Source organism: Methylobacterium oryzisoli, from assembly GCF_046557895.1.
In the GTDB taxonomy this organism is placed as follows: domain Bacteria; phylum Pseudomonadota; class Alphaproteobacteria; order Rhizobiales; family Beijerinckiaceae; genus Methylobacterium; species Methylobacterium oryzisoli.
Genome location: NZ_JBKIBX010000006.1, coordinates 120182 through 146038 on the forward strand (window position 1 = coordinate 120182; position 25857 = coordinate 146038).

At 72.8% G+C, this 25857-nt stretch carries 23 protein-coding genes; 14 read left to right on the top strand and 9 right to left on the bottom strand.

All coding sequences use genetic code 11. The annotated features are described in order from the left end of the window. Positions 1–106 precede the first annotated feature (106 nt). The gene (locus ACKUB9_RS08435) at positions 107–1192 is read right to left on the bottom strand and encodes a 2'-deoxycytidine 5'-triphosphate deaminase (RefSeq protein WP_407520662.1); all 1086 of its coding nucleotides are present in this window, start codon (positions 1190–1192) and stop codon (positions 107–109) included. Positions 1193–1368: 176 nt separating this feature from the next. On the opposite strand from ACKUB9_RS08435, the gene apaG reads away from it, so the two are divergent. The 4 genes from apaG (at position 1369) to ACKUB9_RS08455 (ending at position 5017) form a co-directional block, all read left to right on the top strand. Continuing rightward, positions 1369–1761: a Co2+/Mg2+ efflux protein ApaG gene (gene apaG, locus ACKUB9_RS08440; protein ID WP_238234483.1), complete on the top strand. Its 393-nt coding sequence runs from the start codon at positions 1369–1371 to the stop codon at positions 1759–1761. A 61-nt stretch (positions 1762–1822) separates the two neighbouring features. Continuing rightward, entirely contained in the window at positions 1823–3007 is a 1185-nt protein-coding gene (gene argE, locus ACKUB9_RS08445) for an acetylornithine deacetylase (protein ID WP_407520660.1), read from the top strand. A gap of 94 nt (positions 3008–3101) precedes the next feature. Beyond that, positions 3102–4373 carry a glycosyltransferase family 4 protein gene (locus tag ACKUB9_RS08450; protein ID WP_407520658.1) on the top strand — a complete coding sequence of 424 codons (1272 nt, stop codon included), beginning with the start codon at positions 3102–3104 and terminating at the stop codon, positions 4371–4373. A 131-nt stretch (positions 4374–4504) separates the two neighbouring features. Then, entirely contained in the window at positions 4505–5017 is a 513-nt protein-coding gene (locus tag ACKUB9_RS08455; protein ID WP_407520656.1) for a hypothetical protein, read from the top strand. Positions 5018–5485: 468 nt separating this feature from the next. On the opposite strand, the gene ACKUB9_RS08460 is transcribed toward ACKUB9_RS08455, so the two are convergent. Next, positions 5486–6823 (bottom strand): N-acetylmuramoyl-L-alanine amidase, encoded by a 1338-nt coding sequence (locus ACKUB9_RS08460; protein WP_407520654.1) that lies wholly within the window; start codon positions 6821–6823, stop codon positions 5486–5488. Positions 6824–7219: 396 nt separating this feature from the next. Between ACKUB9_RS08460 and ACKUB9_RS08465 the strand changes: the two genes are divergently transcribed. Both ACKUB9_RS08465 and ACKUB9_RS08470 read left to right on the top strand, forming a co-directional pair. Beyond that, on the top strand, positions 7220–8110 hold the full coding sequence (locus ACKUB9_RS08465) for a dihydrodipicolinate synthase family protein (RefSeq protein WP_407520652.1): 891 nt from the start codon (positions 7220–7222) through the stop codon (positions 8108–8110). A 247-nt stretch (positions 8111–8357) separates the two neighbouring features. Continuing rightward, positions 8358–9107 (top strand): cell wall hydrolase, encoded by a 750-nt coding sequence (locus ACKUB9_RS08470; protein WP_407520650.1) that lies wholly within the window; start codon positions 8358–8360, stop codon positions 9105–9107. A 126-nt stretch (positions 9108–9233) separates the two neighbouring features. Here the strand turns inward: ACKUB9_RS08470 and pyk are convergent, their stop codons facing one another. Further along, positions 9234–10658, bottom strand: coding sequence for a pyruvate kinase (gene pyk / locus ACKUB9_RS08475; protein WP_407520648.1), 1425 nt, complete (start codon positions 10656–10658; stop codon positions 9234–9236). A gap of 199 nt (positions 10659–10857) precedes the next feature. Between pyk and ACKUB9_RS08480 the strand changes: the two genes are divergently transcribed. Continuing rightward, positions 10858–11250: a hypothetical protein gene (locus ACKUB9_RS08480; RefSeq protein ID WP_407520646.1), complete on the top strand. Its 393-nt coding sequence runs from the start codon at positions 10858–10860 to the stop codon at positions 11248–11250. Positions 11251–11339: 89 nt separating this feature from the next. Then, positions 11340–11660 (top strand): hypothetical protein, encoded by a 321-nt coding sequence (locus tag ACKUB9_RS08485; RefSeq protein ID WP_407520644.1) that lies wholly within the window; start codon positions 11340–11342, stop codon positions 11658–11660. Between the two features lie 224 nt (positions 11661–11884). Here the strand turns inward: ACKUB9_RS08485 and ACKUB9_RS08490 are convergent, their stop codons facing one another. Together ACKUB9_RS08490 and ACKUB9_RS08495 are read right to left on the bottom strand one after the other, a co-directional pair. Next, positions 11885–12163, bottom strand: coding sequence for a hypothetical protein (locus ACKUB9_RS08490; protein ID WP_407520881.1), 279 nt, complete (start codon positions 12161–12163; stop codon positions 11885–11887). A gap of 181 nt (positions 12164–12344) precedes the next feature. After that, on the bottom strand, positions 12345–12788 hold the full coding sequence (locus ACKUB9_RS08495; protein WP_407520642.1) for a DMT family transporter: 444 nt from the start codon (positions 12786–12788) through the stop codon (positions 12345–12347). A gap of 173 nt (positions 12789–12961) precedes the next feature. On the opposite strand from ACKUB9_RS08495, the gene hisN reads away from it, so the two are divergent. After that, positions 12962–13750 carry a histidinol-phosphatase gene (gene hisN / locus ACKUB9_RS08500; protein ID WP_407520640.1) on the top strand — a complete coding sequence of 263 codons (789 nt, stop codon included), beginning with the start codon at positions 12962–12964 and terminating at the stop codon, positions 13748–13750. A gap of 30 nt (positions 13751–13780) precedes the next feature. Here hisN and ACKUB9_RS08505 read toward each other — a convergent pair whose 3' ends face one another. Further along, a complete protein-coding gene (locus ACKUB9_RS08505) occupies positions 13781–14776 on the bottom strand; it encodes an alpha/beta fold hydrolase (protein WP_407520638.1) in 996 nt (331 codons plus the stop codon). Positions 14777–15020: 244 nt separating this feature from the next. On the opposite strand from ACKUB9_RS08505, the gene ACKUB9_RS08510 reads away from it, so the two are divergent. Then, entirely contained in the window at positions 15021–15488 is a 468-nt protein-coding gene (locus tag ACKUB9_RS08510; protein ID WP_407520636.1) for an Hsp20 family protein, read from the top strand. Positions 15489–15660: 172 nt separating this feature from the next. On the opposite strand, the gene ACKUB9_RS08515 is transcribed toward ACKUB9_RS08510, so the two are convergent. Continuing rightward, on the bottom strand, positions 15661–16092 hold the full coding sequence (locus ACKUB9_RS08515) for an RNA polymerase subunit sigma-70 (protein WP_407520634.1): 432 nt from the start codon (positions 16090–16092) through the stop codon (positions 15661–15663). Between the two features lie 230 nt (positions 16093–16322). On the opposite strand from ACKUB9_RS08515, the gene ACKUB9_RS08520 reads away from it, so the two are divergent. From ACKUB9_RS08520 to ACKUB9_RS08535, 4 genes are all read left to right on the top strand, one after another. After that, entirely contained in the window at positions 16323–16622 is a 300-nt protein-coding gene (locus tag ACKUB9_RS08520; RefSeq protein ID WP_407520632.1) for an antibiotic biosynthesis monooxygenase family protein, read from the top strand. Between the two features lie 43 nt (positions 16623–16665). Continuing rightward, positions 16666–16845, top strand: a complete 180-nt coding sequence (locus tag ACKUB9_RS08525) for a hypothetical protein (RefSeq protein WP_407520630.1) — start codon at positions 16666–16668, stop codon at positions 16843–16845. Between the two features lie 77 nt (positions 16846–16922). Further along, positions 16923–17858 (top strand): hydroxymethylbilane synthase, encoded by a 936-nt coding sequence (gene hemC / locus ACKUB9_RS08530; protein ID WP_407520628.1) that lies wholly within the window; start codon positions 16923–16925, stop codon positions 17856–17858. A gap of 27 nt (positions 17859–17885) precedes the next feature. Continuing rightward, entirely contained in the window at positions 17886–18110 is a 225-nt protein-coding gene (locus tag ACKUB9_RS08535; RefSeq protein WP_407520626.1) for a hypothetical protein, read from the top strand. A 79-nt stretch (positions 18111–18189) separates the two neighbouring features. Here ACKUB9_RS08535 and pbpC read toward each other — a convergent pair whose 3' ends face one another. Together pbpC and ACKUB9_RS08545 are read right to left on the bottom strand one after the other, a co-directional pair. Then, positions 18190–20256 carry a penicillin-binding protein 1C gene (gene pbpC, locus ACKUB9_RS08540; RefSeq protein ID WP_407520624.1) on the bottom strand — a complete coding sequence of 689 codons (2067 nt, stop codon included), beginning with the start codon at positions 20254–20256 and terminating at the stop codon, positions 18190–18192. Positions 20257–20559: 303 nt separating this feature from the next. After that, entirely contained in the window at positions 20560–25842 is a 5283-nt protein-coding gene (locus tag ACKUB9_RS08545; protein ID WP_407520879.1) for an alpha-2-macroglobulin family protein, read from the bottom strand. Positions 25843–25857 lie beyond the last annotated feature (15 nt).

Here is a 25857-nt window from a genome sequence, read left to right on the forward strand (position 1 = left end):
GCAGGTTGGACGCGATGCTTGAGCCGGAGCCTCGTGAGGAGATCGCGATCCCCATGCGGTCGAGGGTAGGCGGCCCCGCCCGCCTGTCAAGCGGGCGGCGCGCGCCTCACACGAAGTGCTTCGAGAGCTTCAGCCCCTGCGCCTGGTAGTTCGAGCCGGCCTGCGCGCCGTAGAGGGCGGCCGGGCGCTCGGCCATCCGCTCGTAGATGAGGCGGCCGACGATCTGGCCGTCCTCCAGCATGAAGGGCACGTCGCGGGAGCGCACCTCCAGCACCGCCCGCGCGCCCGCGCCGCCCGCCGCCGCGTGGCCGAAGCCGGGATCGAAGAAGCCCGCGTAATGGACCCGGAACTCCCCCACCAGGGGGTCGAACGGCACCATCTCGGCGGCGAAGTCCGGCGGCACCTGCACGGCCTCCTTCGAGGCCAGGATGTAGAACTGGCCCGGATCGAGGATCAGGGTGCCCGAGCCGTCGGCGCGCAGCGGCTCCCAGAAATCCGCCGCCGGGTAGCTGCGCGGGCGGTCGACGTCGACGAGGCCGGTGTGGCGCTTGGCGCGGTAGCCGATGAGGCCCTCAAAGCCCGCGAGGTCCACCGAGACCGCGACGCCGCCCTGGAACGAGGGCTCGGCCGCGTCCACCAGCGGCGCCTCGGCGTGGAGCTCGGCCAGCGCCGCATCGTCGAGCCGCACGGCGCCCTGGCGGAAGCGGATCTGCGACAGGCGCGACCCGGTGCGCACCAGCACCGGGAAGGTGCGCGGCGAGATCTCGGCGAAGAGCGGGCCGGCATAGCCCGGCTCCACCATGTCGAACTCGCGCGCCTGGTCGGTGATCACGCGGGTGAAGACGTCGATGCGGCCGGTCGAGCTCTTCGGGTTGGCGCTCGCCGCGAGGGTCGGCGGCAGGGCCAGGCCCTCCTGCAACTCGGCGATGTAGACGCAGCCCGTCTCCAGCACGGCCCCCTGGCGCAGGTCGATCTCGTGCAGCTTGAGCTTGCCGAGGCAGGCCTGCACGTCGCGCGTGCGCCCCGGCAGGAAGCTCGCGCGCACCCGGTAGGCCCGCTGGCCGAGCCGCAGGTCGAGGCTCGCCGGCTGCACCTGATCGTCCGCGAAGGGCGCGTCCGTGCGGATCACGCCAGCCGCATGCAGCGCCGCGATGCTCTCCGCCGATTGAATCCCGTTCCGCAAGCGCACCATGACCCGTCCTCGCCTGCCGCAATCTCCGCGACTTGGGTTGCGGATGCGTGAAGCCGACGCGGGGGAATGCTGACCGCGCCCGGCCACGATTGACGACCGCCGAGACGGACCGTACCACGGCGCGGCTGTGCGGCCGCACCGCTCGGAGAGCCGGCCGCGTCCCCGGAGGCTCCCTGATGTACAAGGCCGAGACCCGCGGCATCAGCGTGGTGGTCACCCCCCGGTTCGTGGAGGAGGAATCCGCGCCGGACGAGAGCCGCTACTTCTTCGCCTACACGGTCGAGATCACCAACAACGGCCTCGACCGGGTGCAGCTGCGCTCGCGGCACTGGCGCATCGTGGACGGCCGGGGCGCCCTCCAGGAGGTGCGCGGGGCCGGCGTCGTCGGCAAGCAGCCGGTGCTCGGCCCGGGCGAGTCCTTCAGCTACACCAGCGGCTGCCCGCTGCCGACGCCGAACGGCACGATGGAGGGCACCTACACGATGGCGACCGCGGACGGCGAGAGCTTCGAGGCGGCGATCCCCGCCTTCTCCCTCGACGTGCCCCACAGCCGCCGGGTCATGCATTGACGGATCGTGCGGCGGCCCGGAGCGGTCCGCCCGTGGCGCTCCCCTTCAGCCGAAGGCTCCGATGACGGACACCGCACCCCGCCTGACGCCGCTCGCCATGCTGGAGCGGCTCGTCGCCTTCGACACCGAGAGCCAGAAATCCAACCTCGCGCTGATCGACTTCGTGGCCGGCTACCTCGACGCCTGGGGCGTGCCCTTCGTGCGCCTGCCCAACCGCCAGGGGGACAAGGCCGCGCTGTTCGCCACGGTCGGGCCGATGCGCGACGGGGGCGTCGTGCTCTCGGGCCACACCGACGTGGTGCCGGTGGCCGGGCAGGACTGGACCGGCGATCCCTTCCGGCTGCGGGTCGCCGACGGCCGGCTCTACGGCCGCGGGGCCGTGGACATGAAGGGGTTCTGCGCGCTCTGTCTCGCGCTCGTCCCCGACATGCTGGCGGCCGACCTCGCCACCCCGATCCATATCCTCCTGTCCTACGACGAGGAGACGACCTGCCTCGGCGTCGTGGACGCCATCGCCCGGTTCGGGGCGGACCTGCCGCGGCCGGGCGCCGTGATCGTGGGCGAGCCCACCGGCCTCGACGTGGCGGATGCTCACAAGAGCGTCGTCACCTACGTCACCACGGTGCACGGCCACGAGGCGCACTCCGCCAAGCCGATGCTCGGCGCCAACGCCGTGATGGCGGCGGCCGACCTCGTGGCCGGCCTCAACCGCATCGCCGACGAGATGGTGGCGCGGGGCGACGCGAGCGGCCGGTTCGATCCGCCCTACACCACCGTGCACGCCGGCACGATCCGCGGCGGCACCGCGCGCAACATCCTGCCGAAATCCTGCACGGTCGAGTGGGAGTTCCGCGGCCTGCCGGACCTCGACCTGCAGGAGATCCCGGCCCGCTTCGCAACCCTCGCGGACGGCGTGACCCGGGAGCGCCTGAACCGCTTCGGTCCCTACGGCCGCATCGAGACCGTGGAGGATGCCGCCGTGCCGGGGCTCGGCCCCGCGCCGGGCTCCCCCGCCGAGCGCCTCGCCCTGCGGCTCGCCGGCCGCAACCGCACCATCACGGTGCCCTACGCCACCGAGGCCGGGCGCTTCCAGCGCGCCGGCCTGCCGACCGTGGTCTGCGGCCCGGGCTCGATCGATCAGGCCCACCAGCCCGACGAGTTCATCACGCTGGCGGATTTCGAGGCGGGCGAGGCCTTCCTGCGCGGCCTGATCCGCGAATGCGCCGCCGGCTGGGTGCCGGGCTGACCGGCGCGGTTCACTGCGGCCGGCCCGCCCGGGCGTTTACCCCGCTGCAAGCCGCGCGTGACAGCCTCCGGTCTCCCTCGGAGCGCCGTCCGCGATGCACATCGTCCTCGTCCTCGACCATGCCCACGTCAATGGCGGGCAGGCCAAGGTCGCCATCGACTCAGCGGTCGGCCTGCGCGCGCGGGGGCACGACGTCACGCTGTTCGCGGCGGTCGGACCGGTGGATCCACGCCTGAAGGCGGCCGGCGTCGAGGTGGTGTGCCTGGGCCAGGACGACCTGCAATCGGCCGCCAGCAAGCTCGCCTTCGCGGCGCAGGTGGTGTGGAACGCGCCGGCGGCCCGGGCGCTCGCGGCGCGGCTCGCCGCCTGCGACCCCGCGCGCGCGCTGGTGCATGTCCACGGCTGGGCGAAGGCGCTCTCGCCGTCCATCGGCCGGGTTCTCGCCCGCTGCGGGCTGCCCGTGACCTACACGATGCACGAGTTCTTCCTCGTCTGCCCGAACGGCGGGTTCTACGATTACCGCCGGCACGAGATCTGCCACCGCACCCCGCTGTCGGGCGCCTGCATCGCGACGAACTGCGATTCGCGCAGCTATGCCCACAAGGGCCTGCGCCTCGTGCGCCACCTCGCCCTCGACCGGGTGAGCGGGATGCGCACGCTCCTGCCGCACGTCATCACCATCAGCGCGCTGCAGGAGCGCGTAGTCGCCCCGCACATGCCCCCCGGCACGGTCTTCCACCGCGTGGACAACCCGATCCCGGCCGTGGATCACGGGCCGAAGCCGGCCCCGGGCGAGCATTTCCTGTTCGTGGGCCGGCTCTCGCCGGAGAAGGGCGCGCCGCACTTCGCGGAGGCCGCCCGGCAGGCGGGGGTGCGGCCGGTCTTCGTCGGCGACGGGCCGAGCGGCGAGATGCTGCGCGCCCGCTACCCCGAGGCCGTCTTCCTCGGCTGGAAGCCGGCGGCCGAGGTGGCCGGTCTGATGCGCCAGGCGCGCGCGCTGGTCTTCCCGTCGGTCTGGTACGAGGGGCAGCCGCTCACGGTCTACGAGGCGCTGGCGACGGGTACGCCGGTCATCGTGAGCGACGCCTGCGCGGGCCGCGAGGCGGTGGCGGACGGCGAGACCGGCCTGTGGTTTCCCTCAGGCGACGCGGCGGCCCTCGCCGCCCATCTGCGCACCCTGAGCGACGACGCCGTCGCCCGGCGGATGAGCGCGGCGGCCCATGCCCGCTACTGGGCCGCCCCGCTGAGCCTGGAACGGCACCTCGACCGGCTCACCGCGGTCTACGCCGCGGTGCAGGCCGACCACGCCGCCCGCGCCGGCAGCGGCGCGCTCGCCCCGGCCCTGGCCCGCGCCGCCCTGTCCTGACGCGAAGGACCGGCGCCTGCCTGCCGATGGCCGGCGCCCCGCCCGCCACGCGGGCCGCGGTGCCTTGCCGCAGGCGGCGTCCGACTTAAGCTGTTCGCCGTTTCAGGGACGGGGGTTGGTGGAGCGCCGTGATGGTCGAGATGGAAGCCGCCGTCGATCCTGCCCCGCCGCCTCCGCGGTGCTCGGAGGTGGTGCTGGCGGATTTCGGCCAGTTCTTCGAGGAGCAGAGTCGCAAGCGGCAGGCCGTGGACGATCCGGCCGAGGAAGGCCCGGCCGAGCCGCTGACGCCCGAAGATCTGCGCCGGGTCGCGCTCCTCAAGGGGATCGCCGCGGAGGTGCTGACCACCGCCGCCGCGCAGCTCGGGCCGCACGGGGTCCTGGTCGAGACCGGCCCACCGCTGAAGGGCCGCCCGGATTTCGAGCAGGCCTACACCCAGTTCATGCTCATCAACCGGCATTCGGGCCGCGCCTCGCCGGTCTACGTCATGAGCATCACCGACACCGGCTACTTCCTCGCCAGCGCCTGCGACCCGGCCCTCGACCACGACCTCGCGGATCGGCAGGTGACGCATTGCGCGGCCAGCGAACTCACCTGCGAGGTCGTGGCCCGCGTGGTGAAGGACGCGATCCTGCACGTGGTCTGACGCCGCGGCGCGGACTCCTTCGGCAACGGTCCCGCCGCCGGGAGGCACGGTGCTCCGCGGCCGGAATCCGGCGCGAGCCGAGGTCGCGGATGCGGCTCCCGCAGAGCAGGTATGACGTTAGGGCACCCCCCAAATGGTTACCTCAAAAGCCGGCTTAAGACCGCTTGACCACCGCCCCCGAACGGGCGCAGCATGCCCCGGTCGACGTTGATGCCAAGGAGGTCAGCCATGATTTCCAGAGGTTGCCCAACCCACGCGACGTGCACCGATGACGGGGGCGAGGACGCGCCGCCGGGCCTTTACCGACAGGGATAGTGGCTCCAGGGCGGACCAGCCTGGCGCGGTGCCGAGACGGCAATTGAGCCGCGCCACCTCATGACCCCGTACCCTGGAACGTGGACCCTGCCCATGAGGCTCGCCGGCTGACGTCGGCGGGCCTTTTCCGTGTCGTTTCCCAGTGCGGCGCCCTCACGGGGCGCCGGGCTGCGGGATCTCGAGGTGGTAGCCGGGATCGTTCGGCGGCGTGATGAACTTCGAGATGCGCGCGTCGCGGGTGACCTCCCGCTCGAACTCCGCCTTGCGGGTCACCGAACTCGGCGCCACGTCGAAGACGTTCAGCACCTTGGGATCGGAGGCGTGCCGCGACACCCGAGTCGGGCCGATGCGGATGATCTCCTGCTCCATCGCCGCCTTGATCGCCGAGGCGCCCGCGCCAGCCGCCTTCCGCGCCTGATAGACGCCGATGACGAGGTCCCCGGCCGGGCCGTACAGCGCCCGCTGGTGGGCGATGCCGAACCGTTCCAGGTTGTTGAACATCACCCGAGCCTGATCGGCCGGACTGCGCGAGGTGCTGGAGATGATCACCCGGCTGAGGCCGGCCCGCTGCATCACCTCGCCGAGCACTTGGCGCGAGAAGGCCGTGACGTCCGCCGCCTTCGCGTTCGGGCCGAAATCGATCGTGACCGCCGGCGCGCTCTCGGCGAGTGCCGCGTCGAAACCGGCCGCCCGCGCGGCGGGACCCAGATCGGCATCGGGCGCCGATTCGGTCATGCGCTCGAACGCGTCCAGATCCGCGAAGGGAACCCGGAACGCGTCGGCATCCACCGCGACCACCCCGGCCTCGTCGTCGTCATCGCGCACAAATCCCAGGCGGCGGGCCGAGGCTCCGTCCTCGGGTTCCTCCACGGCCAACTGCGCGAGGGCGGCCGGCGCGACGCCGAGGCCCCGTTGCCCGAGGTGCTCCAGCGCCGCGTCCGCGATGGCTTGGCCCAGCGCGTCGATGTAGCTCTGCTGCCCGAGCCGCGCCTCCTCGCTCGCCTGCAGCGACAAGAAGCTGATCTCCACGAGACAGTTCGCCGTGTCAGGATCGTGGTTCTCGGGCTTGATCACGCCCGAGACGTTGCCGACCTTCACCTTGCGGTCCCGGTAGCCCGTCACGGCGAGGACGCGGCGCTGCACCGCGTCCGCGAGGCCCCGGGACATCGCCGTGTGCCCGGTACCGATCCAAGTCTCGGTCCCCTGGGCGGGCGTGCTGCCGCCCGGTGCATTGAAATGGATCGAGATGAAGACCGCCGCGTCGTTGTCCTTGGCGACCTTCGCGCGCTCGACGATCCCAAGATTTTCGTCCTCATCGCGCGTCAGGATCACCGTATGGCCGGAACCGTCCAGCGCCTTCTTCGCCGCGATGCCGACTTTCAGCGTAACCTTCTTCTCCTTCAACCCGTTCGGTCCGGTGGCGTTGTTTGGGCTCGACCCTCCGATCTTGTGCTTTCCGCCATGACCGGGATCAAGGACGATCGTCGCCATGGTTTTCCTCCCCGCTCTGTACCGCCGGTGCCGCACCCGGGCGCGATACCCTGTCGGCTCGTTCCGTGACATCTTATCATATCCCGGCTCATTGCCTGATGATTGCGTCCTGGCGGTCCATCGAGCGGGATAGGCGACAAGCCTGGGATGCGGCCGGGGACTTGGGATGCGCGGCAGGTGGCTTGCGCCCGGGCCGGCAGCGGTCTGCGGTGGAACGGCTGCTGCCTTAAATCTTTGAATCCACCGCATTTTCCGCGACGAGCCGGTATCCTCTTCGTCCAGCCTCGCGCTAGATCAGCGGCAGGATCCACCCCCGCGCCCGCGACGTGGATCGGGCGGCGCGACGCACCGTGAGGCTCGGCGCCCGCTGGATGCTCGACTTGGCGTGAGGTTTCGATGCGCGCGCTCCACGGCGTCTTTCCCTATCTCGTCTCGCCGCTCGACGCGGACGGGCGCGTGCTGCGCCTGGTGCTCGCGCGGCTGGTGGATCATCTGATCGCCGAGGGCGTGCACGGGCTCACCCCGCTCGGCTCGACGGGGGAGTTCGCCTATCTCACGACCGCCCAGAAGCTCGCGGTGGTGGAGACCGTCGTCGAGGCGGCGGCCGGCCGCGTGCCGGTGATCGCGGGCGTGGCCGCCACCACCACGGCCGAGGCGGTGGCGCTGGCGCGCAGCGTCATGGCGCTCGGCGCCGACGGGGTGATGGCGACCCTGGAAGCCTATTTCCCGGTGCCGGACGACGGCATCGCCGCCTATTTCACGGCCGTCGCCGAGGCGGTGGACGGGCCGGTGGTGCTCTACACCAATCCGAACTTCCAGCGCGCCGACCTGTCGCTGCCGCTGATCCGGCGCCTCTCGCACGTGCCGAACATCCGCTACATCAAGGACGCCTCGACCAACACCGGACGCCTGCTCTCGATCCTGACCGAGACCGAGGGACGGATGCAGGTCTTCGCCGCCTCCTCGCACATCCCGGCCTGCGTCATGCTGATCGGCGGCGTCGGCTGGATGGCGGGGCCGGCCTGCCTTGTGCCGCGCCGGAGCGTCGCCCTCTACGAGCGGGCGCAGGCGGGGGACTGGGCCGGCGCGATGGCGCTGCAGCGCGACCTCTGGGCCGTGAACCAGGCCTTCGCCCGCTATCAGCTCGCCGCCTGCGTCAAGGCCGGGCTCGCCCTCCAGGGTTTCGCGGTCGGAGATCCGCTTCCGCCGCAGGCGCCCCTGGACGACGCCGCGCGGGCGGATCTCCGCAGGATCCTCGCCGCGGTCGGCGCCCTGCCCGCCGCCTGACTCGGCCGAGCCGTCTTGCGGGCTGCACGCCCGTGACCGGCCTCGACTGTCCGCACCGGCGACGAATCTGACGCAACGCACAGATCTGTTTCGCAATGCAAAACAGAGCGTTGTATTCATGTACCACTCAAATCTTCTGTGTTCTCGTCAAGGCGAAAGAATGACGACCTGATCGGTGCTTGCCCCGCCGCTGCCACATTTGCGGTCGAGCTAGACGGAAAGCGTGACCGCAAGCTTCGGGGGTTGCATGCAGCATACGCGTCGGGTTTCCATCGCCGCCGGACTGGCCGTCCTCGCCTGCGCCCCGCAGCTCGGCGGCTGCGGGATCGTCCAGCCCGGCTTCGATACGGCGTCCACCGGCTCGATCGCGGGCCGCAAGCCGATCGCCGCCGTGACGACGGCCGACCGCGACTGCCTGGCCCGGGCCATGTACTTCGAGTCCAACCGGTCGAGCGAGGAGGGGCTCCTCGCGGTCGGCACGGTGGTGATGAACCGGCTCGAAGCGCCGAACTATCCGGACTCGATCTGCGGCGTGGTCGGCCAGCATCGGCAATTCGCCACCGGCGTGCTGCACAAGCCGATGCGGGACAAGGAGCGCGAGAAGGCCGTGCAGATCGCCGATGCGATCCTGGCCGGCGAGCGCCACGAGCGCGTGGGCGGTGCCAAGTTCTTCCACACCGCGGGCCTGCGCTTCCCCTACACCAACATGCACTACGTGGCGCTGGCCGGCGGCAACGCCTTCTACGAGAAGCGTCCCCGCCACGAGCGCGAGACGGTGCCGGCCGCGATCCCGGTCTTCGTCGCCGAGACGCGCTCGGCCGCGCAGCCGGTCCGTCTCGCCCAATCCCATCCGGCCCAGATCCACACCGCCCAGCACCGCCGCCCGGCCCAGGCCGTCCGCGTGGCGCAGGCGGGCCCGACCCCGCTCGCGGAACTCGGGCCGGCCCGCAACATCTGCCGGGTCGCCGCCGCCGAGACGGGCCGCTCGCCGGGCTGAGGCCGGATCGCACCGGGGGCGCGGGCAACCCCTCCCGGTCCCGCGCCTGCATCGTCGCGTCCGGACCCCCGATCCGGCCGCGATCGGGCGGGAGCTCCGAGGCTCACGCGCCCCGGACCACGGGCCTCAGATGCCGCGCCCGAGTTCGATGACCCGCAGGTTGTTGGTCGTCCCCGGCGTGCCGAAGGGAACGCCGGCCACCACCACGACGAGGTCCGGGCTCTGCGCGAAGCCCTCGCTCTGGGCGATCTCGGCCGCCTTGCCGACCATCGCCTCGTAGGAGGCGATGTCCTCCGACAGCACGCTGTGCGCCCCCCAGTACAGGCTGAGCCGGCGCGAGACGCCCGGATCCGGCGTGGCCGCCAGGATCGGCACGTTCGGGCGCTTGCGGGCGATGCGGGCCGCCGTGGTGCCGCTCAGCGTGAAGGCGACGATCGCCGCGGCCTGGATCGAATCCGCGAGGCCTGCGGCGGCGGCCGCCACCGCGTGGGGCGGGCTGTCCTCGACCTCGGGCTCGGTCGCCGCCACCAGCGAGCGGTAGAGCCGGTGGGTCTCGGTGCGGCGGATGATGCGGTCCATCATCGTCACCGCCTCGACCGGGTACTGGCCGACCGCCGATTCGGCCGAGAGCATCACCGCATCGGCCCCGTCGTAGACCGCGGTCGCCACGTCCGACGCCTCGGCCCGGGTCGGGCTCGGGGCCGACACCATCGTCTCGAGCATCTGCGTCGCGACGATCACGGGCTTCACCGCCCGGCGGCAGGCGCGCACCAGCTCCTTCTGCCGCCCCGGCACGTCCTCGGGCGGCAGCTCGACGCCGAGATCGCCGCGGGCCACCATGACGGCGTCCGACAGGCGCACGATGTCCTCGATGTGCTCCAGCGCCGAGGGTTTTTCGATCTTGGTCATCAGCCCCGCCCGGCCACCGATGAGGCCGCGCGCCTCGATCACGTCGGAGGGCGTCTGCACGAAGGAGAGCGCCACCCAGTCGACGCCCAGCTCCAGCCCGAAGGCGAGGTCGGCCCGGTCCTTCTCGGTGAGCGGCGAGAGCGCCAGCACGGTGCCGGGCAGGTTCACGCCCTTGCGGTCGGAGATGACGCCGCCCGTCACCACCTCGGCATCGAGCGCGTCGTCCTGCACGCCCGTGACCCGCACCCGCACCCGGCCGTCGTCGATGAGCAGGTCCTGCCCCGGTGCCACCGAGGCGAAGATCTCCGGGTGGGGGAGGGGGATCGCGCGCACGTCGCCCTCGCGGCCTTCCGGCACGAAGCGCACGCGGTCACCCGCCGCGAGGTCGAGCTTGCCCCCCGCCACCGTGCCGATGCGGATCTTGGGGCCTTGCAGGTCCTGCAGGATGCCGATCGGCCGGCCGGTCTCGCGCTCGAGATCGCGGATGGCCGCGTGGACGCGGGCGTGGTCCTGGTGCAGCCCGTGCGAAAAATTCAGGCGGAACGTGTCGACGCCTGCGAGGAACAGGGCCTTCAGGCGTTCGGGTGAGGCACTCGCGGGTCCGACGGTGGCAACGATCTTGGCATGGCGGTGGCGCCGCATGGCGAAGCTCCGAATCGTCCTGATCGTCCTAGACGTTAGTCCATATCCTCACCGAACGGCACCCTCCTGCCCGTGGATCGCGCGCGCCGCGGCCCTCGCGCTCGCTTGACGACGACTCTGTTGCGTCGCAACATCGTCATCGTCGTCATCGGTTCCGACGGTCTTCCACCAGGAGATCGCAGGAGGGGATCCCATCGCCATGCTGTTTCAGCCCCCGGTATTCGAGACGATCTTTCGTATCCCGGTCACGCATCGGCTGATGATCGAAGGCTCACGCAGCCGCGGTGGGCCGGCGGACGGCGTATGCTGGTTCCATACGGAGTACGACGTGCGGGGCGAGCCGGTCGCCCGCTACGAAACCTATGACGAGACCGACGAGACCGGCCGCGCGCGCTGCGGCTGGCGCCGCTACGATGCGGATGGCTGCCTCGTCGCCGCCTACGAGATTCCCATGCGCTGGTCGCGCCTCGTCCAGACCACCTCGTCGCGGCGCGAGGCCGAGACGGCGCTGCAGGACCCTGCGACGTCGCTGCGCCCGGTGCCGAAGCCGCGCGACCGGCAGGAGAAGGTTGCCGAGGGCATGGCGGCCTGAGGGCGGCGAGGCTTCCGGATCGAGCGCCCGGTGGGTACAACGCCACCCTCGCTGCCGCTTGCGGCCCATCCCGCGGACCCGATCGCCCCATGTCCACGCTCGCGCGCGCGCTGACCGCCGCTCTCCTCTCCGTCGCGACCCTCGCGCAGGTCGCGAGCGCACAGGTGGTCGGGGACCGTATCCCGGCGCCGGCCCTCCCCTGCGGCCAGACCCTCGCCGCGGTGAACCAGCGCGGTGCGGCGCTCGTCGGCACCGGCCCCTACACCTACGAGCGCCTCGTGCGCGACGTGGGGTTCTGCACCATCGAGCAGACCACGGAGCCGTATTTCGGCCCCTCCGCCGATGTCGGGCAGTGCTTCCTGGGGTATCGCTGCAAGGACCGGATGACCGAGGGCCGCCGGGACAATTAGCGCGCTCTGCCCCAACACGGCTTCCGTGTGGCGCAGGAGAGCGCGGGCCTCCCAGAGTCGAGAGCGTCGAGCTGAGAGCTTCAACCGGTTGCGGCGCGATCGGATGCGGCTTCGGAGCGCTCGCGGCTGGCGGGCGAGCGATCATGCGGAGCTCGCCTCCGCCCCAGACTCGCCCGCGATGGTTCGGGTGCGGCGCCCGATGGCGGCGCCGCACCCCGCTGGCCTCAGCGCGAGCCGCCGCTGCCCTGTGGCACCGCCCGCGACGGCTGGCCGGCATTGCTGCCGGCAGCCGAATCCGTCTGGATCGTCGAGGCGCCGGTCGGGCCGGGCGCGACCGTGACGTTGGGGCTGTTGCCGGTGGTGTTCGGCGCGGGGGCGACCGTGCCGGTGGCGGCGGGGCCGGGGGTCCCCGGGGCGGGCGGGACCTGACCGGCCGGAGCCTGCGCCTGGGCGAAGCCCGCGAAGGTCAGGGAAAAGGCGGCTGCCAGAATCGTGGTGCTCAATCGCATCGTGGTCTCCTCAAGGGATGGTCTGAGCCCCAACGTTGCGGAGCGCCGGGAGTTCGCCCGTGATCCGAACGAAATGAATCCGGAGAGACGACGGGTTCGGGATGAGCCTCGACGTTCGTCGTCTTCTCGAGGGGGTATTTCGCACCGGTCAGGACGGGAACCTGCGCCGATCAACTCAGAACAGGGCCACGAGACTCACGCCCAGCACCATCAGCACGCCGCCGGCGATCCGTCCGATCCCGGCCGGGTGCTCCTTGAACCCGACCCAGCCGAAATGATCGAGAGCGATCGAGGTGATCACGCCGGCGGTGACGAGGAGGCCGAGGAAGGGCGCGGCCCCGATCTGCCGGGCCACGAAGAGCTGCGACAGGACCAGCAGGGCGCCGAGAAGGCCCCCGCACCACGCCCACCACGGCACCTGCGCCGCCTCCTCCGGGCTCGGCAGGCTCAGGCGTCCCGAGAGCAGGCCCAGGGTCAGCAGCGTGGTGCCGCTCACCGTGACCACCACGAGGCCGGCCGCGAAGGGCTGCCCGAGCGTCTTGGCGAGGGTCGCGTTCGGGCCGGGCTGCACCGCGTTGGCGATGCCGGCCAGGAGCGTGAGGGCGTACAGGAGCCACATGGTCGCCTCGGTTGGCTGCGGGGTGCCCCAACGGCCTTCTCACCCCACAGGTTGCACGGCGCGCCGCTTCGCGCGGATGGTGCGGAGGGCTTGACGCAGGCCGGCCGGCGTTCTTTCGATCCGGCTCGGGCCAGCCGCGCGCCGGGGTTGGACGTGACCATGGGGGATGGCCGATGAGCGTCGTGGATTTCGCGCGGTTCGTGGACGAGTTGGCCGCGCTGTCCGGGCAGGCGATCCTGCCCTTCTTCCGCGCCGCCTTCACGACCGAGGACAAATCCACCGGCCAAGCGCCGTTCGACCCCGTCACGGAGGCGGATCGGGCGGGCGAGGCGGCGATGCGGCAGCTGATCCGCCGCACCTTCCCGAGCCACGGCATCCTGGGCGAGGAATTCGGCAGCGAGCAGGAGGACGCCGAGTACGTCTGGGTGCTCGATCCCATCGACGGCACCCGCGGCTTCATCGCCGGGCTGCCGCTCTGGGGCACCCTCATCGGGCTCACGCGCGACCGGGTGCCCTGCTACGGTCTGATGCACCAGCCCTTCCTCGGCGAGCGTTTCTCGGGCGACGGCCGGACCGCGCAGTACCGCGGCCCGCACGGCACCCGCCGCCTGCTGACCCGGCGCCGCTCGGCCCTGTCGGAGGCGATCGTCGCCACCACCGATCCGCGCCTGTTCGGCGAGGGGCGCGAGCGCGAGGGCTACGGGCGCATCGAGGCCGCCACGCGCCTCACCCGCTTCGGCACCGATTGCTACGCCTACTGCATGCTGGCGGCCGGCCAGATCGACCTCGTGATCGAGGCCGGGCTCAAGCCCTACGACATCGTCGCCCTGATCCCGGTCATCGAGGGCGCGGGCGGCGTGGTCACCAGCTGGGACGGCGGCCCCGCGGCCGAGGGCGGCACCATCCTGGCGGCCGGCGACCGGCGCCTGCACGAGGCGGCGCTCGCCCTCCTCAACGTCTGACGGATCCCGGCGCGCGTCTTCGGGCGCGGATCAGAACCGCACCCGCTCCAGCGCTGTCACGTCGTCGCCGGGGCTGGGGGTCGGCGTGCCGGGAACGAACGCGTCGAAAGCGGCCCAGAACTGCTCGCGGATCGCGTCCCGCTCCATCAGGATCTCGTGCCGCGCCCCGCGCAGCGTGATGGTGTGGCCGGCCTTGAGGCGCGCGGCGAAGCGCTGGATCGCGGGCGTGCTGCAGACCGGATCGTCGCCCGCGGCGAGGACGAGGATCGGCACGCGGATGTCGAGGGGGTAGCGCGGATCCGCCAGCCGGCGCATCGCCCGGAAGGCGGCGGCGAGCCAGGACACGGTCGGATCCCCGACCGCCCCGGCTCCGACCGCGAGGGCGGCGGCGGCGTTGCGGGCGTAGCGCACCGGGTCGGTGGTCAGGCGGTTGCCCGGGAAGGGCTTGGTGGCGATCGACACCGGCGTCCCGCCGGGCACGAAATGGCGGCCGAAGCCGAGGCGGTCGAGCAGGGCGGCGAGCCGCATGGCCGCGCGCGGATGGCGGATCATCGCGATGCCGAGCATCGGCGCGATGGTCACGAGGCGCTCGAAAGGCAGCCAGCCCTCCTTGGCGGCGATCAGGCAGACCGCCCCGCCCATCGAATGCGCGAGGCCGAAGACGGGGCCCGGCATCAGCGGCACGAGGACCTGGCTCCGGATCGCCTGGAGGTCGAGCCGGTACTCGTCGAAATCACCCACATGGCCCTTGTAGGGGTCCTCGACCGTGCGGTCCGAGCCGCCCTGGCCGCGCCAGTCGAAGGCCACCACCGCGAAGCCGCGCCCGCGCAGGTCCCGGATCGTCTCGAAGTATTTTTCGATGAACTCGGCCCGCCCCTGGATCAGGCAGACCGTGCCGCGGGTGGTGCGCGTGGTGGCCGCCCAGGTGGCCGCCCGCAGCGTCAGCCCGTCCGCGGTCGCCACCGCGAGGATGCGCGCGCCGGGCGGAATGGGGTTGTCCGGGGTGGCGAGCAGCGGAACGGTCAAGGGCGGCCCCGGGGCGAGAACGGCGACGGTTCGAGAGCACCAAGCCCGGCCCGCAAAATCAAGCGCCCGGCCGCGTTGTGCCCGTTTTGCAGAGTCGTCGGCAGCCTCCCGGCAGGGTCTTGAACGGTGCCGGGGCGCCCCCGATATTCAGGAAGCGCCGGCCATCAGGCGGCGCATCCCGGCAGGATCCGGCCCATCGCGGCGGATCCGAAGACCACATATTGCTTCGCACGGAGAATATGTCATGCGTCAGTTCGACCTTGCCCCCCTGTACCGTTCGACCGTCGGCTTCGATCGTCTGTTCTCGGCTCTCGACCAGTTCGTGAGCGCCGAGTCGGCTCCGACCTACCCGCCCTACAACATCGAGCGCACCGGCGAGACCGCCTACCGGATCACCGTGGCGGTCGCCGGCTTCACCGACCAGGATCTGTCGATCGAGGTCCGTGAGAACGCGCTGACGATCAAGGGCGAGCGCAAGGCGGCGGAGACCCGGAAGGGCGAGTTCCTGCATCAGGGCATCGCGGCGCGCAGCTTCGAGCGTCGGTTCCAGCTCGCGGACCACGTCCAGGTGACGGGTGCCGCCCTGGAGAACGGCCTCCTCCACGTCGATCTCGTCCGCGAGATCCCGGAGGCGAAGAAGCCCCGCCAGATCCAGATCGCCACGGGCGACGCCCCGCGGTCGATCGAGGGCAGCGTGCAGCAGGCCGCGTAACCGGCCTCACCCGATCCCGTCAGAGGAGCGCCCCGGCCGTCCGGCCGGGGCGTTTTCATGTCTCGCGTCATACGAAATCCGATTGATCGCTTCGCGATGCGGATTTCGGCTTCGCTCAGGCGCCCCGCAGGCTCGCTGATACGAGATCCGAACTGATCGTCCGGATCTCGTATCAGAGATCCCCGAAGGCGAGCTGCGCCTGGGCCTTCACGGGCCGGCGCGCCGCCGTCTTGGCATCCTTGGCCTTGCGGGGCGGACGCTTCGTCTCGACGCCGCGGATGCGCGCCTTGCCCTTGTCGCGGGCCACCGCCTCGGGCGCGCTCTGGTCGCCCGAGAGCCACTTGCCGCGCTTGATCACCTCGTTCACCCGGCCCTGGTTGACCCCGAGCTTGAAGGCGATCTCCTGCTGGGTCATCTCCGTCGAGCCGTGCAGGTCCAGGATGGCGCGGGCGAGATCCGGCGTCATCTTCTTGCCGACGATGCGCCGGCCGGGCTTCACCGTGCGGTTGGCGCGGTCGCGTTCGCGCAGGCGTTCCAGGATCGCGAGCGCCATGAGCATGCCGTGCTCGCGCAGCGCCTCCTCGAATTCCTTCAGCGTCGTCATCGGCGCAGTCCTCACACCTCGCTCCCGAGGCAACGGTCCCGCTTGACGCAGGTTTCCCGCCGCACGGGATCTATTCACGGTTTGTGCGCGCCGCGCCGCAGGGATGCAACCGCGCGCGGACGTCATCCACCGGTCTCGGCAATGTCTCCTGGCGTTGTCGCTTGGCACGGACCTTGGCGTGGACTTCGCCCGCGCGATCGCGCATGCGTGACCCGTCAGGGAGGACAGGCATGATCCTGGAAATCGCGCAGATCGAGGTGAAGCCCGGCCACGAGGCCGCGTTCGAGGAGGGCGTCGGCAAGGCGACGGCAGTCTTCCGGCGCGCCAAGGGCTGCCGCGGCCTGGAATTGCACCGCTCGATCGAGCGCCCGACCCGCTACCGGCTGATGGTGAAGTGGGACACGCTGGAGAACCACACGGTCGATTTCCGCCAGTCGCCGGATTTTCAGGAATGGCGCTCCTGCGTGGCCGACCACTTCGCGGCCCCGCCCGAGGTCGAGCACACGGCGGTGGCTCTCACCGGGTTCTGAACCACCCACGCCCCCGGCCGTTGACCCGGCCGGAGGCGCCACCATGACCACGGACCGCACCACACCCGAACCGCCCGACTCGCCCGAGGGTTTGGCCGACGCCAGCGTCGGCACCAGCCGCCGGCCCGCCGGCGCGCGGCCGTCCCCCGACGAGGACCGGCGGCCCTCCACCGGAACGCCGCAGGGGAAGCCCGTCGCCAACGAGCAGATCCCCAAGGATTAGCCGGCGGCAGGTGACAGGCTGCGGCAGAGCGGCTACTCGCCGAGGGACGAACCGTTCTCACCGGCGAAGCACGCGTCATGGCCCACCGCCCCCTGCGCATCGGCACCCGCGGCAGCCCGATGGCGCTCGCCCAGACCGGCATGGTCCGCGACCGCATCGCCGCCGCCCATCCCCACCTCGCCGAACCCGGCGCGATGGAGCTCGTCGTCGTCAACACGGTGGCGGACCGCGTGCTCGACCGGCCGCTCTCGGCCATCGGCGGCAAGGGGCTGTTCACCAAGGAACTCGAACAAGCCCTGTTCGCCGACCAGATCGACGTCGCGGTCCACTCGATGAAGGACGTCGAGACGTGGCTGCCGGACGGCCTCGTCATCGCGGCGATCCTGGAGCGCGACGATCCGCGCGACGCCTTCCTGTCGCTGAAGGCGCAGCGCCTCGCCGACCTGCCGGCGGGCAGCCGCGTCGGCACCTCGTCGCTGCGCCGCGGCGCCCAGGTGCTGATGCGCCGGCCGGACCTGCAGATCGTGCCCCTGCGCGGCAACGCCAACACCCGCATCCGCAAGCTGGAGGAGGGGGCCTGCGACGCGACGCTGCTCGCCATCGCCGGCCTGGAGCGCCTCGGCCTCGCGCATCTGGCGCAGGACGTGCTGTCGGTGGACGAGATGCTGCCGGCGGTGGCGCAGGGCGCGCTCGGCATCGAGTGCCGGGAGGCCGACCGCGCGATCATCGACCTCCTCCAGGCGGTGGCCTGCCCGCGCACCACGACGGCGCTCGCCGCCGAACGGGGGCTGCTCGCCGAGCTCGACGGCTCCTGCCGCACGCCGATCGCCGCGCTCGCCGAGATCGACGGCGAGCGCCTGACGCTCAACGGCCTCCTCTTCCTGCCGGACGGCAGCGCCCACTGGGCCACCACCCGCACCGGCGCGGCCGCGGACGCTGCCGCGATCGGCCGGGAGGCCGGGGCGGATCTGAAGGCGCAGGCGGGCGAGACCTACCGCCGGCATCTGCAGTAGCGCTCGTCGCACGGCTCGCAGGTCCCTATGACGCCGACGATCGATCGCCGCCCGGTCCGCTTCCTCACCGACGAGGAGGAGGCCCGCTTGCAGGCTCGGATCGCCCAGGATCCCGACAATCCCGAGGCCACCGACGCGGAACTGGGTCAGATGCGGCCGGCCCGTGAAGTTCTGCCGCCGACGCTCTACGCGGCCTTGATCGGCCGCGGCGGCCGGCCGAAGGCCGAGATCACGAAGCGGCCCGAGAGCTGAGGGCCGCCCGACGGTTCGCGTGACAGGGCGCGCGGCGCCCAGCTTCGCGCGGGCCTGCGCCAGCAGCGAAATCAAGAATTCACTCCAGCCGCACCACCACGCTGTCGCTCGCGCCGGTCGCATCCATCACCGAGATGCGGACGAAGCCGGCCCCGTCCGGCTGCCACTCGGCCTGCCGGCGCGCGGCCTCGGGCAGCGGCAGGCTGTTGACCATCCAGGTGAGGGGCAGGGTGCCGCCGAGCGCCTTCAGGGCGAGGCCGCTGCCGGCTCCCTCCGCGAGGCCGAGATCGACCCGTGCGCCGTCCGGCGGATAGGCGATGCGCAGCGCCGCGCCGGCCGCCTCGCCGGCCACCTTCGGGGCGTCGCGGCGGATGTGGCGCAGGGGCGGGGGCAGGCCGGCCGTGGTGGTGACGAGGGCGTCGCGCGCCATCGGCACCGGCTCCGGCTCGCCGCCGATCCGGGCGAGGGCGTCGAACAGGATCGGCGCGGCGGCGAGGCGCCCGACGAGGCCCGGCACGCCTGCGCCGTCCGGCCGCCCGACCCAGACCGCCACCGTGACGCGCCGGTCGAACCCGACCGCCCAGGCGTCGCGGTAGCCGTAGGAGGTGCCGGTCTTGTAGGCGAGGCGGTTCGGCAGGGCGTTCTCGGGCGGCGGCGTGCCGCGCAGGGTATCGGCGACGTACCAGGCCGCCACCGGCTCGGCGATGCGGGGCAGGTCGCGGGGAGGGGCCGGCGCGCCGTCGAGGCGCCGCACGAGGTCCGGCACGATCCCGCCGCGGGCGAGCCCCGCGTAGAGCCGCGCGAGGTCGGCGAGCGTGATGCCGAGCCCGCCGAGCGCCACGGGGAGGCCGGGGGCCGCGTCCCGGGGCAGCGCGATGGCGGCCCCGCCGGCCCGCAGCCGGGCGATGAAGCGGGCCGGGCCGACCGCCTCCAGCAAGTCCACCGCCGGCACGTTGAGCGATTGCTGCAGCGCGCGCCGCGCCGTCACGGTGCCCTGGAAGGTCTGGTCGAAGTTTTCCGGCGCGTAGGCGGCGCCGAAGCGCGACGGCCGGTCGTCGAGCAGCGTCTCCGGGTGGGCGAGCCCGCTCTCGAAGGCGAGCGCGTAGACGAAGGGTTTGAGCGCCGAGCCGGGGGAGCGCAGGGCCGCCGCCATGTCGATGGCGCCCGCGCGGGAGGCGTCGAGGTAGCCGGTGCTGCCCACATGGGCGCGCACCTGACCGGTCGGGTTGTCGATGACCAGGATCGCCGCGGACAGGTCGGGGCCGAGCGCGCCGACGCGCTCAGCCACCAGTGCCTCCAGGCTCGCCTGGAGCTTGGCGTCGATGGCGAGGCGGTGGACGGCTTGCGCCGGCCGCTGCGCCAGCGCCGCCTCGGCGGCGTGCGCGGCGAGCATCGGAAAGGGGCGGCGCTGGCGCGGCACGGGCTCCGCCTTCGCGGCCTCGGCCTCGTCGCGGCGCACCACCCCGCGCTCCGCCACCCGGTCGAGCACGCGGTCGCGCGCGCGCCGCGCCGCCTCGGGGAAGCGGTCGGGCCGGCGCGCCTCGGGCGATTGCGGCAGGGCGACGAGGAGGGCGGCCTCGGCCAGCGAGAGCCGCCCCGGCTCGTGCCCGAAATACGCGAGGCTCGCGGCCCGCACCCCCTCCACCGGACCGCCGTAGGGCGCGAGCGCGAGGTAGAGGCGCAGGATCCCGTCCTTGCCGAGGCGCCGCTCCAGCTCCACGGCGCGCGCCATCTGGCGCAGCTTCGCGGCCAGCGACCGCTCGGCCCGCGGCTCGACGAGGCGGGCGACCTGCATGGAGAGCGTCGAGCCGCCCGACACGATCCGCCCGGCGGCGAGCCACTGCCCGGCCGCGCGCAGCAGGGCGGGCGGATCGATGCCCGGATGATCGCGAAAACGCCGGTCCTCGTAGGCCAGCAGCATCGCCACGTAGCGCGGATCCACGGCCTGCGGCGCGAGCGGCAGCCGCCAGCGCCCGTCCGCGGTGGCGAAGGGACGCAGAAGCGTGCCGCTGCGGTCGAGCACCACCGGCGAGCGGATCTCGGCGGCGGTGAGGTCGAGGGGTGGGGGACGCGCGGCCACGATCCCGATGGCTGCGAGGACGAGGCCGAGAAGCGCGGCGGCGAGGAGGCTAGCCCGCCAGCGCATCGGCATGGTTCCGCGGCGCGCGGGGAAGCCTCCCAGAGCCCTTCCTGATGTGCGCGGGGAACCCCTCTCCCGTGCGGGAGAGGGGCAGGGGTGAGGGTCCAGGTGGAGCCGCAGTGAAGCGGAAACCGTCGTGAGGGGAGCGGAACGGGTCAGGCTCAAGCACGAAGCGTCGTGCTGGTAGCGGCAGCGTCGCGTCTTCTTGCTGATCCCTCCCGGGACCCTCACCCCTACCCCTCTCCCGCACGGGAGAGGGGATCCCGCGGTTCCACGACGATGGAACCGTGAACCGCACCGACCCCGCACTCACCGGCTCGCCCCCACCTCCAGGGCGCCGAAGGCGGTGCGGCCGTAGCGTTCGGGGCGGTACATGTCCTCGATGCTGGCGGCCGGGTGGACGTAGCGGCCGGGCGTCACGGCCCGCACCGTGTAGGCGATCGTGAAGAAGGCCGACTGGTTGGGATCGCGCTCGTAGGCCGCGACGAAGCGGTCGTCGCGGAACTCGGTGTGGGTCGGCTGCACCTCCGACTTCACCCAGGCCAGCGCCGAGACCGCGTCGGCGTCGAGGAGCTTCGGGTTGTCGATCTCCAGGCCGGCGGGCAGGCGGTCGACGAGGAGGAGGCGGCCGGCGCGGGCCTGCGCCTCCGTCACCTTCAGCACCACGACGAGCCGGTCGTTCTGGCGGACCTGAGCGAGGTCGACCGGGGAGCCGTCGAGCCGGTGGTAGCTGCGCTCCAGCGTGAAGCCGCGGGCTTCCGCCGGCTCTGGGGCGATCGGGCTGCCCGAGATGCCGAGCACCACCTGCGCGGTCGCGGTGCCGCGGTTGGTGATCGTCACCGGCTTGGCGTCGAGGACCGCCGCTTTGAAGCTGCGGTAGAGCGGCCCGGTGCGGGTCTCGCCGTCCACCGCGAAGGCCATCGTCTCGGCCTCCTTGGCCAGGCCCGCGGCGGCCAGCACCATCCAGGCGTTCTCCTGCGTGCTGGTGATGCGGTTCGCGCCCCGCTCCTCGCCGACGATGGCGCCGAGCGGTGCGATGCTGTCGCGGGCCAGCCCCGTCTCGGCCGCAAGCGCGATCAGGCCCGCCCCGTCGCGCAGGCGCGAGCCGTAATCGGCCCGGTACTCGGACTTGTCGCGCTCGGTCCGGAGCGCCGAGACGGCGGAGTCGAACGCCTTCGCGGCCCGGCCCCGGTCGCCGAGCAGCGCCAGCGCCGCCGCGATCTGGCCCCGCGCCAGCGGCGTCGCGAACTCGGAGAGCTTCGTGTCGGCGAGGTAGCGCAGGTCGCCCATCACCGGCCGGCCGTTGCGCGCCAGCACGTAGGCCGCGTAGGCGAGGTCCATGCCCCCGCCGTTCACCTCGCTGGTGTTGGCCACGGCGTTGCGCAGCCGGTCCAGCGCCAGGGTGAAGGCGGTTTGCGGCACCGAGAAACCGCGCTCGCGCGCCCGGGTGAGGAAGTCGGCCACGTAGGCGTTGAGCCAGATGTCCTCCGCGCCGCTGGCCGACCAGAGGCCGAAATTGCCGCCCGAATCCTGGCGCGCGAGCACCCGCTCGATCGCGCCCCGCACCCGCTCGTCGATCGTTTCGTCGAGGGCGAGCCGCTCGATCGCCGAGAGCCGGTTGGCCGAGAGGAGCGGCATCGCGCGGCTGACGATCTGCTCGGTGCAGCCGTAGGGGTAGCGGTCGAGGGCCTGGAGCAGGGCCGGCACGTCGAGGCCCGAGAGCGGGGATGCCGAGACCGCGAGGGAGCCGGTGCCCGGCAGGATCTCGGCGAAGAGGTCGCCCGAGACGGTGAGGCTCGCCCCCGGATCGAGCGGGCGCACCGTGCGGCGCACCAGCGCCCCGGTGCCCGGCTGGATGCGCAGCGCGAAGTTCTGGCCCGCGGGCGCGTCGAGGCCCGGCCCCGTCAGCCGCAGGTCGATCCGGGCGAGGCCGGGGCCCGCTGCCGTCACGGGAATCTCGATCGCGCCCTTCTGGCCCGGGGCGAGGCGCAGCGTGCGGCCGAGCGCGTCGGCCGCGACCACCACCGGCCCGGCGAGGTCGAGATCGACCGCGTAGTCCCCCGCCGGCCCCTCGACGTTGTCGAGGGCGACGTGCAGGCGCGAGCGATCGCCGACGTTGAGGAAGCGCGGCAGCGTGCCGGTGACCACCACCGCGTCGCGCACCAGCACGTCGGCGGAGGCCGCGCCCACCCGGTTGCCCGTCCAGGCCGTCACCATGACGCGGGCGGTGCCGTTGAAGGCCGGCAGCGGAAAACTCACCTCCGCCCGCCCGTCCGGCCCCACCGTGACGACGCCGGAGAAACGCACCAGCGGTTCCTGGGTCGGCGGCGCGTCGGCGAGGTTCGCCGAGCCGCCGTCGCCGCCCGAGCGGATGGCGCCGAGCGTGCCCTGCATCCCGTCGATGAGGTAGCCGTAGAGGTCGCGGATCTCGGCCGAGAGCGCCTTCTGCCCGAAGAAGAAGCCGAACGGGTCGGGATTGGCGTAGCGCGTGAGGTTGAGGATGCCGACATCGACCGCCGCCACCGTCACCCGCGCCTCCTCGCCGGGCTTGAGGTTCGCGAGCCGGATCGGCAGGCGCAGCTCGCCCCGCGGGCGGACCTTGGCGGGCGCCTCCACGGCGACGTCGAGGCCGCGCGCCGCGCGGTCCACCGAGAACCACGCGAGGCCGAGCGCCCGGCCCGGCAGCCGCTTGGCCGCTTGGTCGAGGGGACGGTAGGCGGTGGCGACGAGGTAGGCCCCCGCGCCCCACTCCGCCTTGACCGGGATCTCCACCGCCGCGCCGCCCGCCGCCACGTCGAGGGTGCGGATCTCGTGCACCCGGTCGCTCACCACCGCCACGGTGGCGGTGCCGGAAAAGCGCGGGCTCAGCCGCGCCCGCAGGGTCTCGCCCGCGGCGTAGGCCGCCTTGTCGAGGGTGAGGTCGAGGAGGTCGGGCGCGTCGGCGCTCTCAGTACCGCTCCAGCCGACGCTGAAGGTCACGGCGGCGCTGGCCGCGCCCGCGGCCTGCACCTCCAGCCGGTAGGTGCCGAGATCGACCGGCGCGGCGACGCGCGCGGGCGCGGCCGGCGAGAGCTCGACGGTGCCGTTCGCCATCCGGCGCGTCGTCTTCACCGGCTCGTAGGACCAGCGCCCGTCCGCGCGGTACCACTGGTAATTTCGTTCCACCCGCACGAGGCTCCACGACGCGGCCCCGGCCGGCAGGCGCGCGCCGTCCGGCGTGACCGCGACGATATCGAAGGTCGCGGTCGCCCCCTCGCGCAGGTCGCCGAAGGTCTTGCGGACCGCCACCACGGGGCCGGCGGGCAGGATCGGCAGGGTGACGCTGCGCTGCACGGCCCGGCCGCCCGGCTCGCCCACCTGCAGCGAGATCCGGGCTTCGAGCGGGCGGGGCGCCGACAGGGCCGGGACGGGTGCGCGCACCACGGCCTTGCCTTGCGCATCGGTGGTCGCCCGCTCGTCCAGTTCGGCGCTCGTCGGCACCACGCTCTCGTCGTCGAGGCCGATGGCGTAGCCGTCGAGGCCCGCGATGCCGCTCGCGGCCGCGGCCTGCACCGCCACGCTGCCGCCGACCTGCAGGTTCGCGCCGGGGGCGCCGTAGAGGTAGCGCGCCGCCACGTCGATCACGGCCGGCTGGCCGGGCCGCAGCGCCGCGCCCTGCGGGGCCAGCGTCACCTCCAGCCGCTCGGGCACGTAATCCTCGACGAGGAAGCTCGTCTCGCCGACCGGTGCGGCCTTCGGGTCGGTATAGGCGGCGACCCGCCACGTGCCGGCCTGGGCGCCCGGCAGCAGCGGCAGGGAGAAGGCGCGTCCGCCCAGCCCCGCATCGGCCACCAGTGCCCGGCGGTACTCCACGCCGTCCGGCCGCTTGGCGACGAGCGTCAGCGGCAGCCCGGTGATCGCCACGCCCTTGGCGTCGCGCAGGAGCGCGGTGATCTGCACCGTCTCGCCCGAGCGGTAGACGCCGCGCTCGGGGAAGACGTAGGCCTCCGCCGCGCCCGCGGCGGGCCGTCCCTTCACGCCCCGGTCGGCGAGGTCGAAGGCGCTGAGCGAGAGGTCGAGGAAGCCGTAATCGTCGCCGAGCCGCGCCACGACGAGGCCGGGGGCGAGCCCGCCCTCGGCCCGGGCGAGGCCCGGATCGAAGGCGACGTGGCCCTGGCGGTCGGTCGTCTTCGTGCCCAGCACCTCGTTGTTGCGCGCCACGAGGCGGATCTCGGCGTTCGGCACCGTGGCGGCCGAGGCGAGCGAGCGGGCGAAGACGTGGATGCCGTCGCGCCCCTTGAAGGCGGTGAGCCCGAGATCCGAGACCACGAACCACTGCGTCGCCTGGGTGTCGTAGCCGCCCTCCTCGTCGGCGAGCGCCGTGGTCTCGCTCGGCCGCGCCAGCATCACGTAAAGACCCGGCTCCACCTTGCCGACCGCCTGGAGGACCGGGAAGGCCGTCACCGCCTCCTGGTTGGGCTCGGCCTTGACGGTGTCGAGCGTGCCCTTCCAGACCTGCACGCCCTTCTCGCGGGCGATGGTGCGGGCGGTGGCGCCGGTGAGCTGCGACAGGAACTCTTCGGAGCGCAGCGTCGGCAGGAGGCCGCGGTCGCCGATGCGCAGCACCTCGACGTCGAGCTTCGGGGCGTTGATGGAGACGAGCGGCACGCCCGCCTGCCCGGTGCGGGGCAGCACGTAGTTGCGCCCGGTGAAGCGCACCTGGGGCTGGCGGTCGCGGACGTAGATCTCGTAGTCGGCGGATTTCAGCAGGCTCTCGCCGGGCGTCGCGGAGGGCAGGCCCTGGCGCAGCACCACGGCGTAGCGCTCGCCGTGCCGGAGGCCGTCGACGCAGACCTGCTGGTCCTGCGCCGTCACGGCGGCGTTGGCCGCGCCCGAGACCGCGACGTAGGGCGTGAGGTCCGTCTTGGCCGAGAGCGGCTCCGAGAGCGTGAAGCAGGCCCGCGGCGCGGCCGCGTCCGAATCCACGGTGTAGCCGGTGATGCGGAAGCCGTGCTTCTCGCGCAGATCCTCGTAGGTCTTGCGGGTCTCGGCGGTGTCGGCGAGCGCGAGGCTCGCCCGGTAGGCGTCGAGCGCGGGGCGCCAGGTTTCCTGCTCGGCCAGCACTTGGCCCAGGAGCGCCAGCGCCTTGGCCTCGTCGGCCCGCGCGGCGGCGCGCTGATAGGCCATGTAGGCGGCGGCGCGGGCGCGCAGGCGCAGCTTCTGGTTCTCGTCGTAATCGTCGTTCTCGACGCCGTTCGCCGTCTGCGCCAGCGCGTACCAGTTGCGCCAGTCGCCCGGCTCGGCCGCGACCGCGCCCGCGTAGGCGGCGAGCGCGCCGTCGTTGTCGTCGTCCTTCGACAGGGCCTCGGCCTCGCGCCGCCACTGCGCGGCGGGCTTCTGCACGTTCGGGGCGGTCTCGCCCTTGATCTGGGCCTCCAGCCGCACCGCCTCGCTGGCGAGGTTCTGGCGCACGAAGCCCTTCTGCGCCGGGGCGAGCGCCGAGGGCGCCGCGGCGCGGGGCGAGGCAGGCGCCTGCCCGGCCGCCGGCACCGCGAGGCTGAGCACCAAAGCGAGGGCGGCCGCGAGGCGCCCCGTCCGGGTGGCTGTCGACATCATCGGCCCCGCGCT

What these genes read in the sequence shown, in the direction of transcription:
- ACKUB9_RS08435 (WP_407520662.1), bottom strand. Translation starts at nt 1,192, where the DNA reads ATGGTGCGCTTGCGGAACGGGATTCAATCGGCGGAGAGCATCGCGGCG.
- apaG (WP_238234483.1), top strand. Translation starts at nt 1,369, where the DNA reads ATGTACAAGGCCGAGACCCGCGGCATCAGCGTGGTGGTCACCCCCCGG.
- argE (WP_407520660.1), top strand. Translation starts at nt 1,823, where the DNA reads ATGACGGACACCGCACCCCGCCTGACGCCGCTCGCCATGCTGGAGCGG.
- ACKUB9_RS08450 (WP_407520658.1), top strand. Translation starts at nt 3,102, where the DNA reads ATGCACATCGTCCTCGTCCTCGACCATGCCCACGTCAATGGCGGGCAG.
- ACKUB9_RS08455 (WP_407520656.1), top strand. Translation starts at nt 4,505, where the DNA reads ATGGTCGAGATGGAAGCCGCCGTCGATCCTGCCCCGCCGCCTCCGCGG.
- ACKUB9_RS08460 (WP_407520654.1), bottom strand. Translation starts at nt 6,823, where the DNA reads ATGGCGACGATCGTCCTTGATCCCGGTCATGGCGGAAAGCACAAGATC.
- ACKUB9_RS08465 (WP_407520652.1), top strand. Translation starts at nt 7,220, where the DNA reads ATGCGCGCGCTCCACGGCGTCTTTCCCTATCTCGTCTCGCCGCTCGAC.
- ACKUB9_RS08470 (WP_407520650.1), top strand. Translation starts at nt 8,358, where the DNA reads ATGCAGCATACGCGTCGGGTTTCCATCGCCGCCGGACTGGCCGTCCTC.
- pyk (WP_407520648.1), bottom strand. Translation starts at nt 10,658, where the DNA reads ATGCGGCGCCACCGCCATGCCAAGATCGTTGCCACCGTCGGACCCGCG.
- ACKUB9_RS08480 (WP_407520646.1), top strand. Translation starts at nt 10,858, where the DNA reads ATGCTGTTTCAGCCCCCGGTATTCGAGACGATCTTTCGTATCCCGGTC.
- ACKUB9_RS08485 (WP_407520644.1), top strand. Translation starts at nt 11,340, where the DNA reads ATGTCCACGCTCGCGCGCGCGCTGACCGCCGCTCTCCTCTCCGTCGCG.
- ACKUB9_RS08495 (WP_407520642.1), bottom strand. Translation starts at nt 12,788, where the DNA reads ATGTGGCTCCTGTACGCCCTCACGCTCCTGGCCGGCATCGCCAACGCG.
- hisN (WP_407520640.1), top strand. Translation starts at nt 12,962, where the DNA reads ATGAGCGTCGTGGATTTCGCGCGGTTCGTGGACGAGTTGGCCGCGCTG.
- ACKUB9_RS08510 (WP_407520636.1), top strand. Translation starts at nt 15,021, where the DNA reads ATGCGTCAGTTCGACCTTGCCCCCCTGTACCGTTCGACCGTCGGCTTC.
- ACKUB9_RS08515 (WP_407520634.1), bottom strand. Translation starts at nt 16,092, where the DNA reads ATGACGACGCTGAAGGAATTCGAGGAGGCGCTGCGCGAGCACGGCATG.
- ACKUB9_RS08520 (WP_407520632.1), top strand. Translation starts at nt 16,323, where the DNA reads ATGATCCTGGAAATCGCGCAGATCGAGGTGAAGCCCGGCCACGAGGCC.
- ACKUB9_RS08525 (WP_407520630.1), top strand. Translation starts at nt 16,666, where the DNA reads ATGACCACGGACCGCACCACACCCGAACCGCCCGACTCGCCCGAGGGT.
- hemC (WP_407520628.1), top strand. Translation starts at nt 16,923, where the DNA reads ATGGCCCACCGCCCCCTGCGCATCGGCACCCGCGGCAGCCCGATGGCG.
- ACKUB9_RS08535 (WP_407520626.1), top strand. Translation starts at nt 17,886, where the DNA reads ATGACGCCGACGATCGATCGCCGCCCGGTCCGCTTCCTCACCGACGAG.
- pbpC (WP_407520624.1), bottom strand. Translation starts at nt 20,256, where the DNA reads ATGCGCTGGCGGGCTAGCCTCCTCGCCGCCGCGCTTCTCGGCCTCGTC.
- ACKUB9_RS08545 (WP_407520879.1), bottom strand. Translation starts at nt 25,842, where the DNA reads ATGTCGACAGCCACCCGGACGGGGCGCCTCGCGGCCGCCCTCGCTTTG.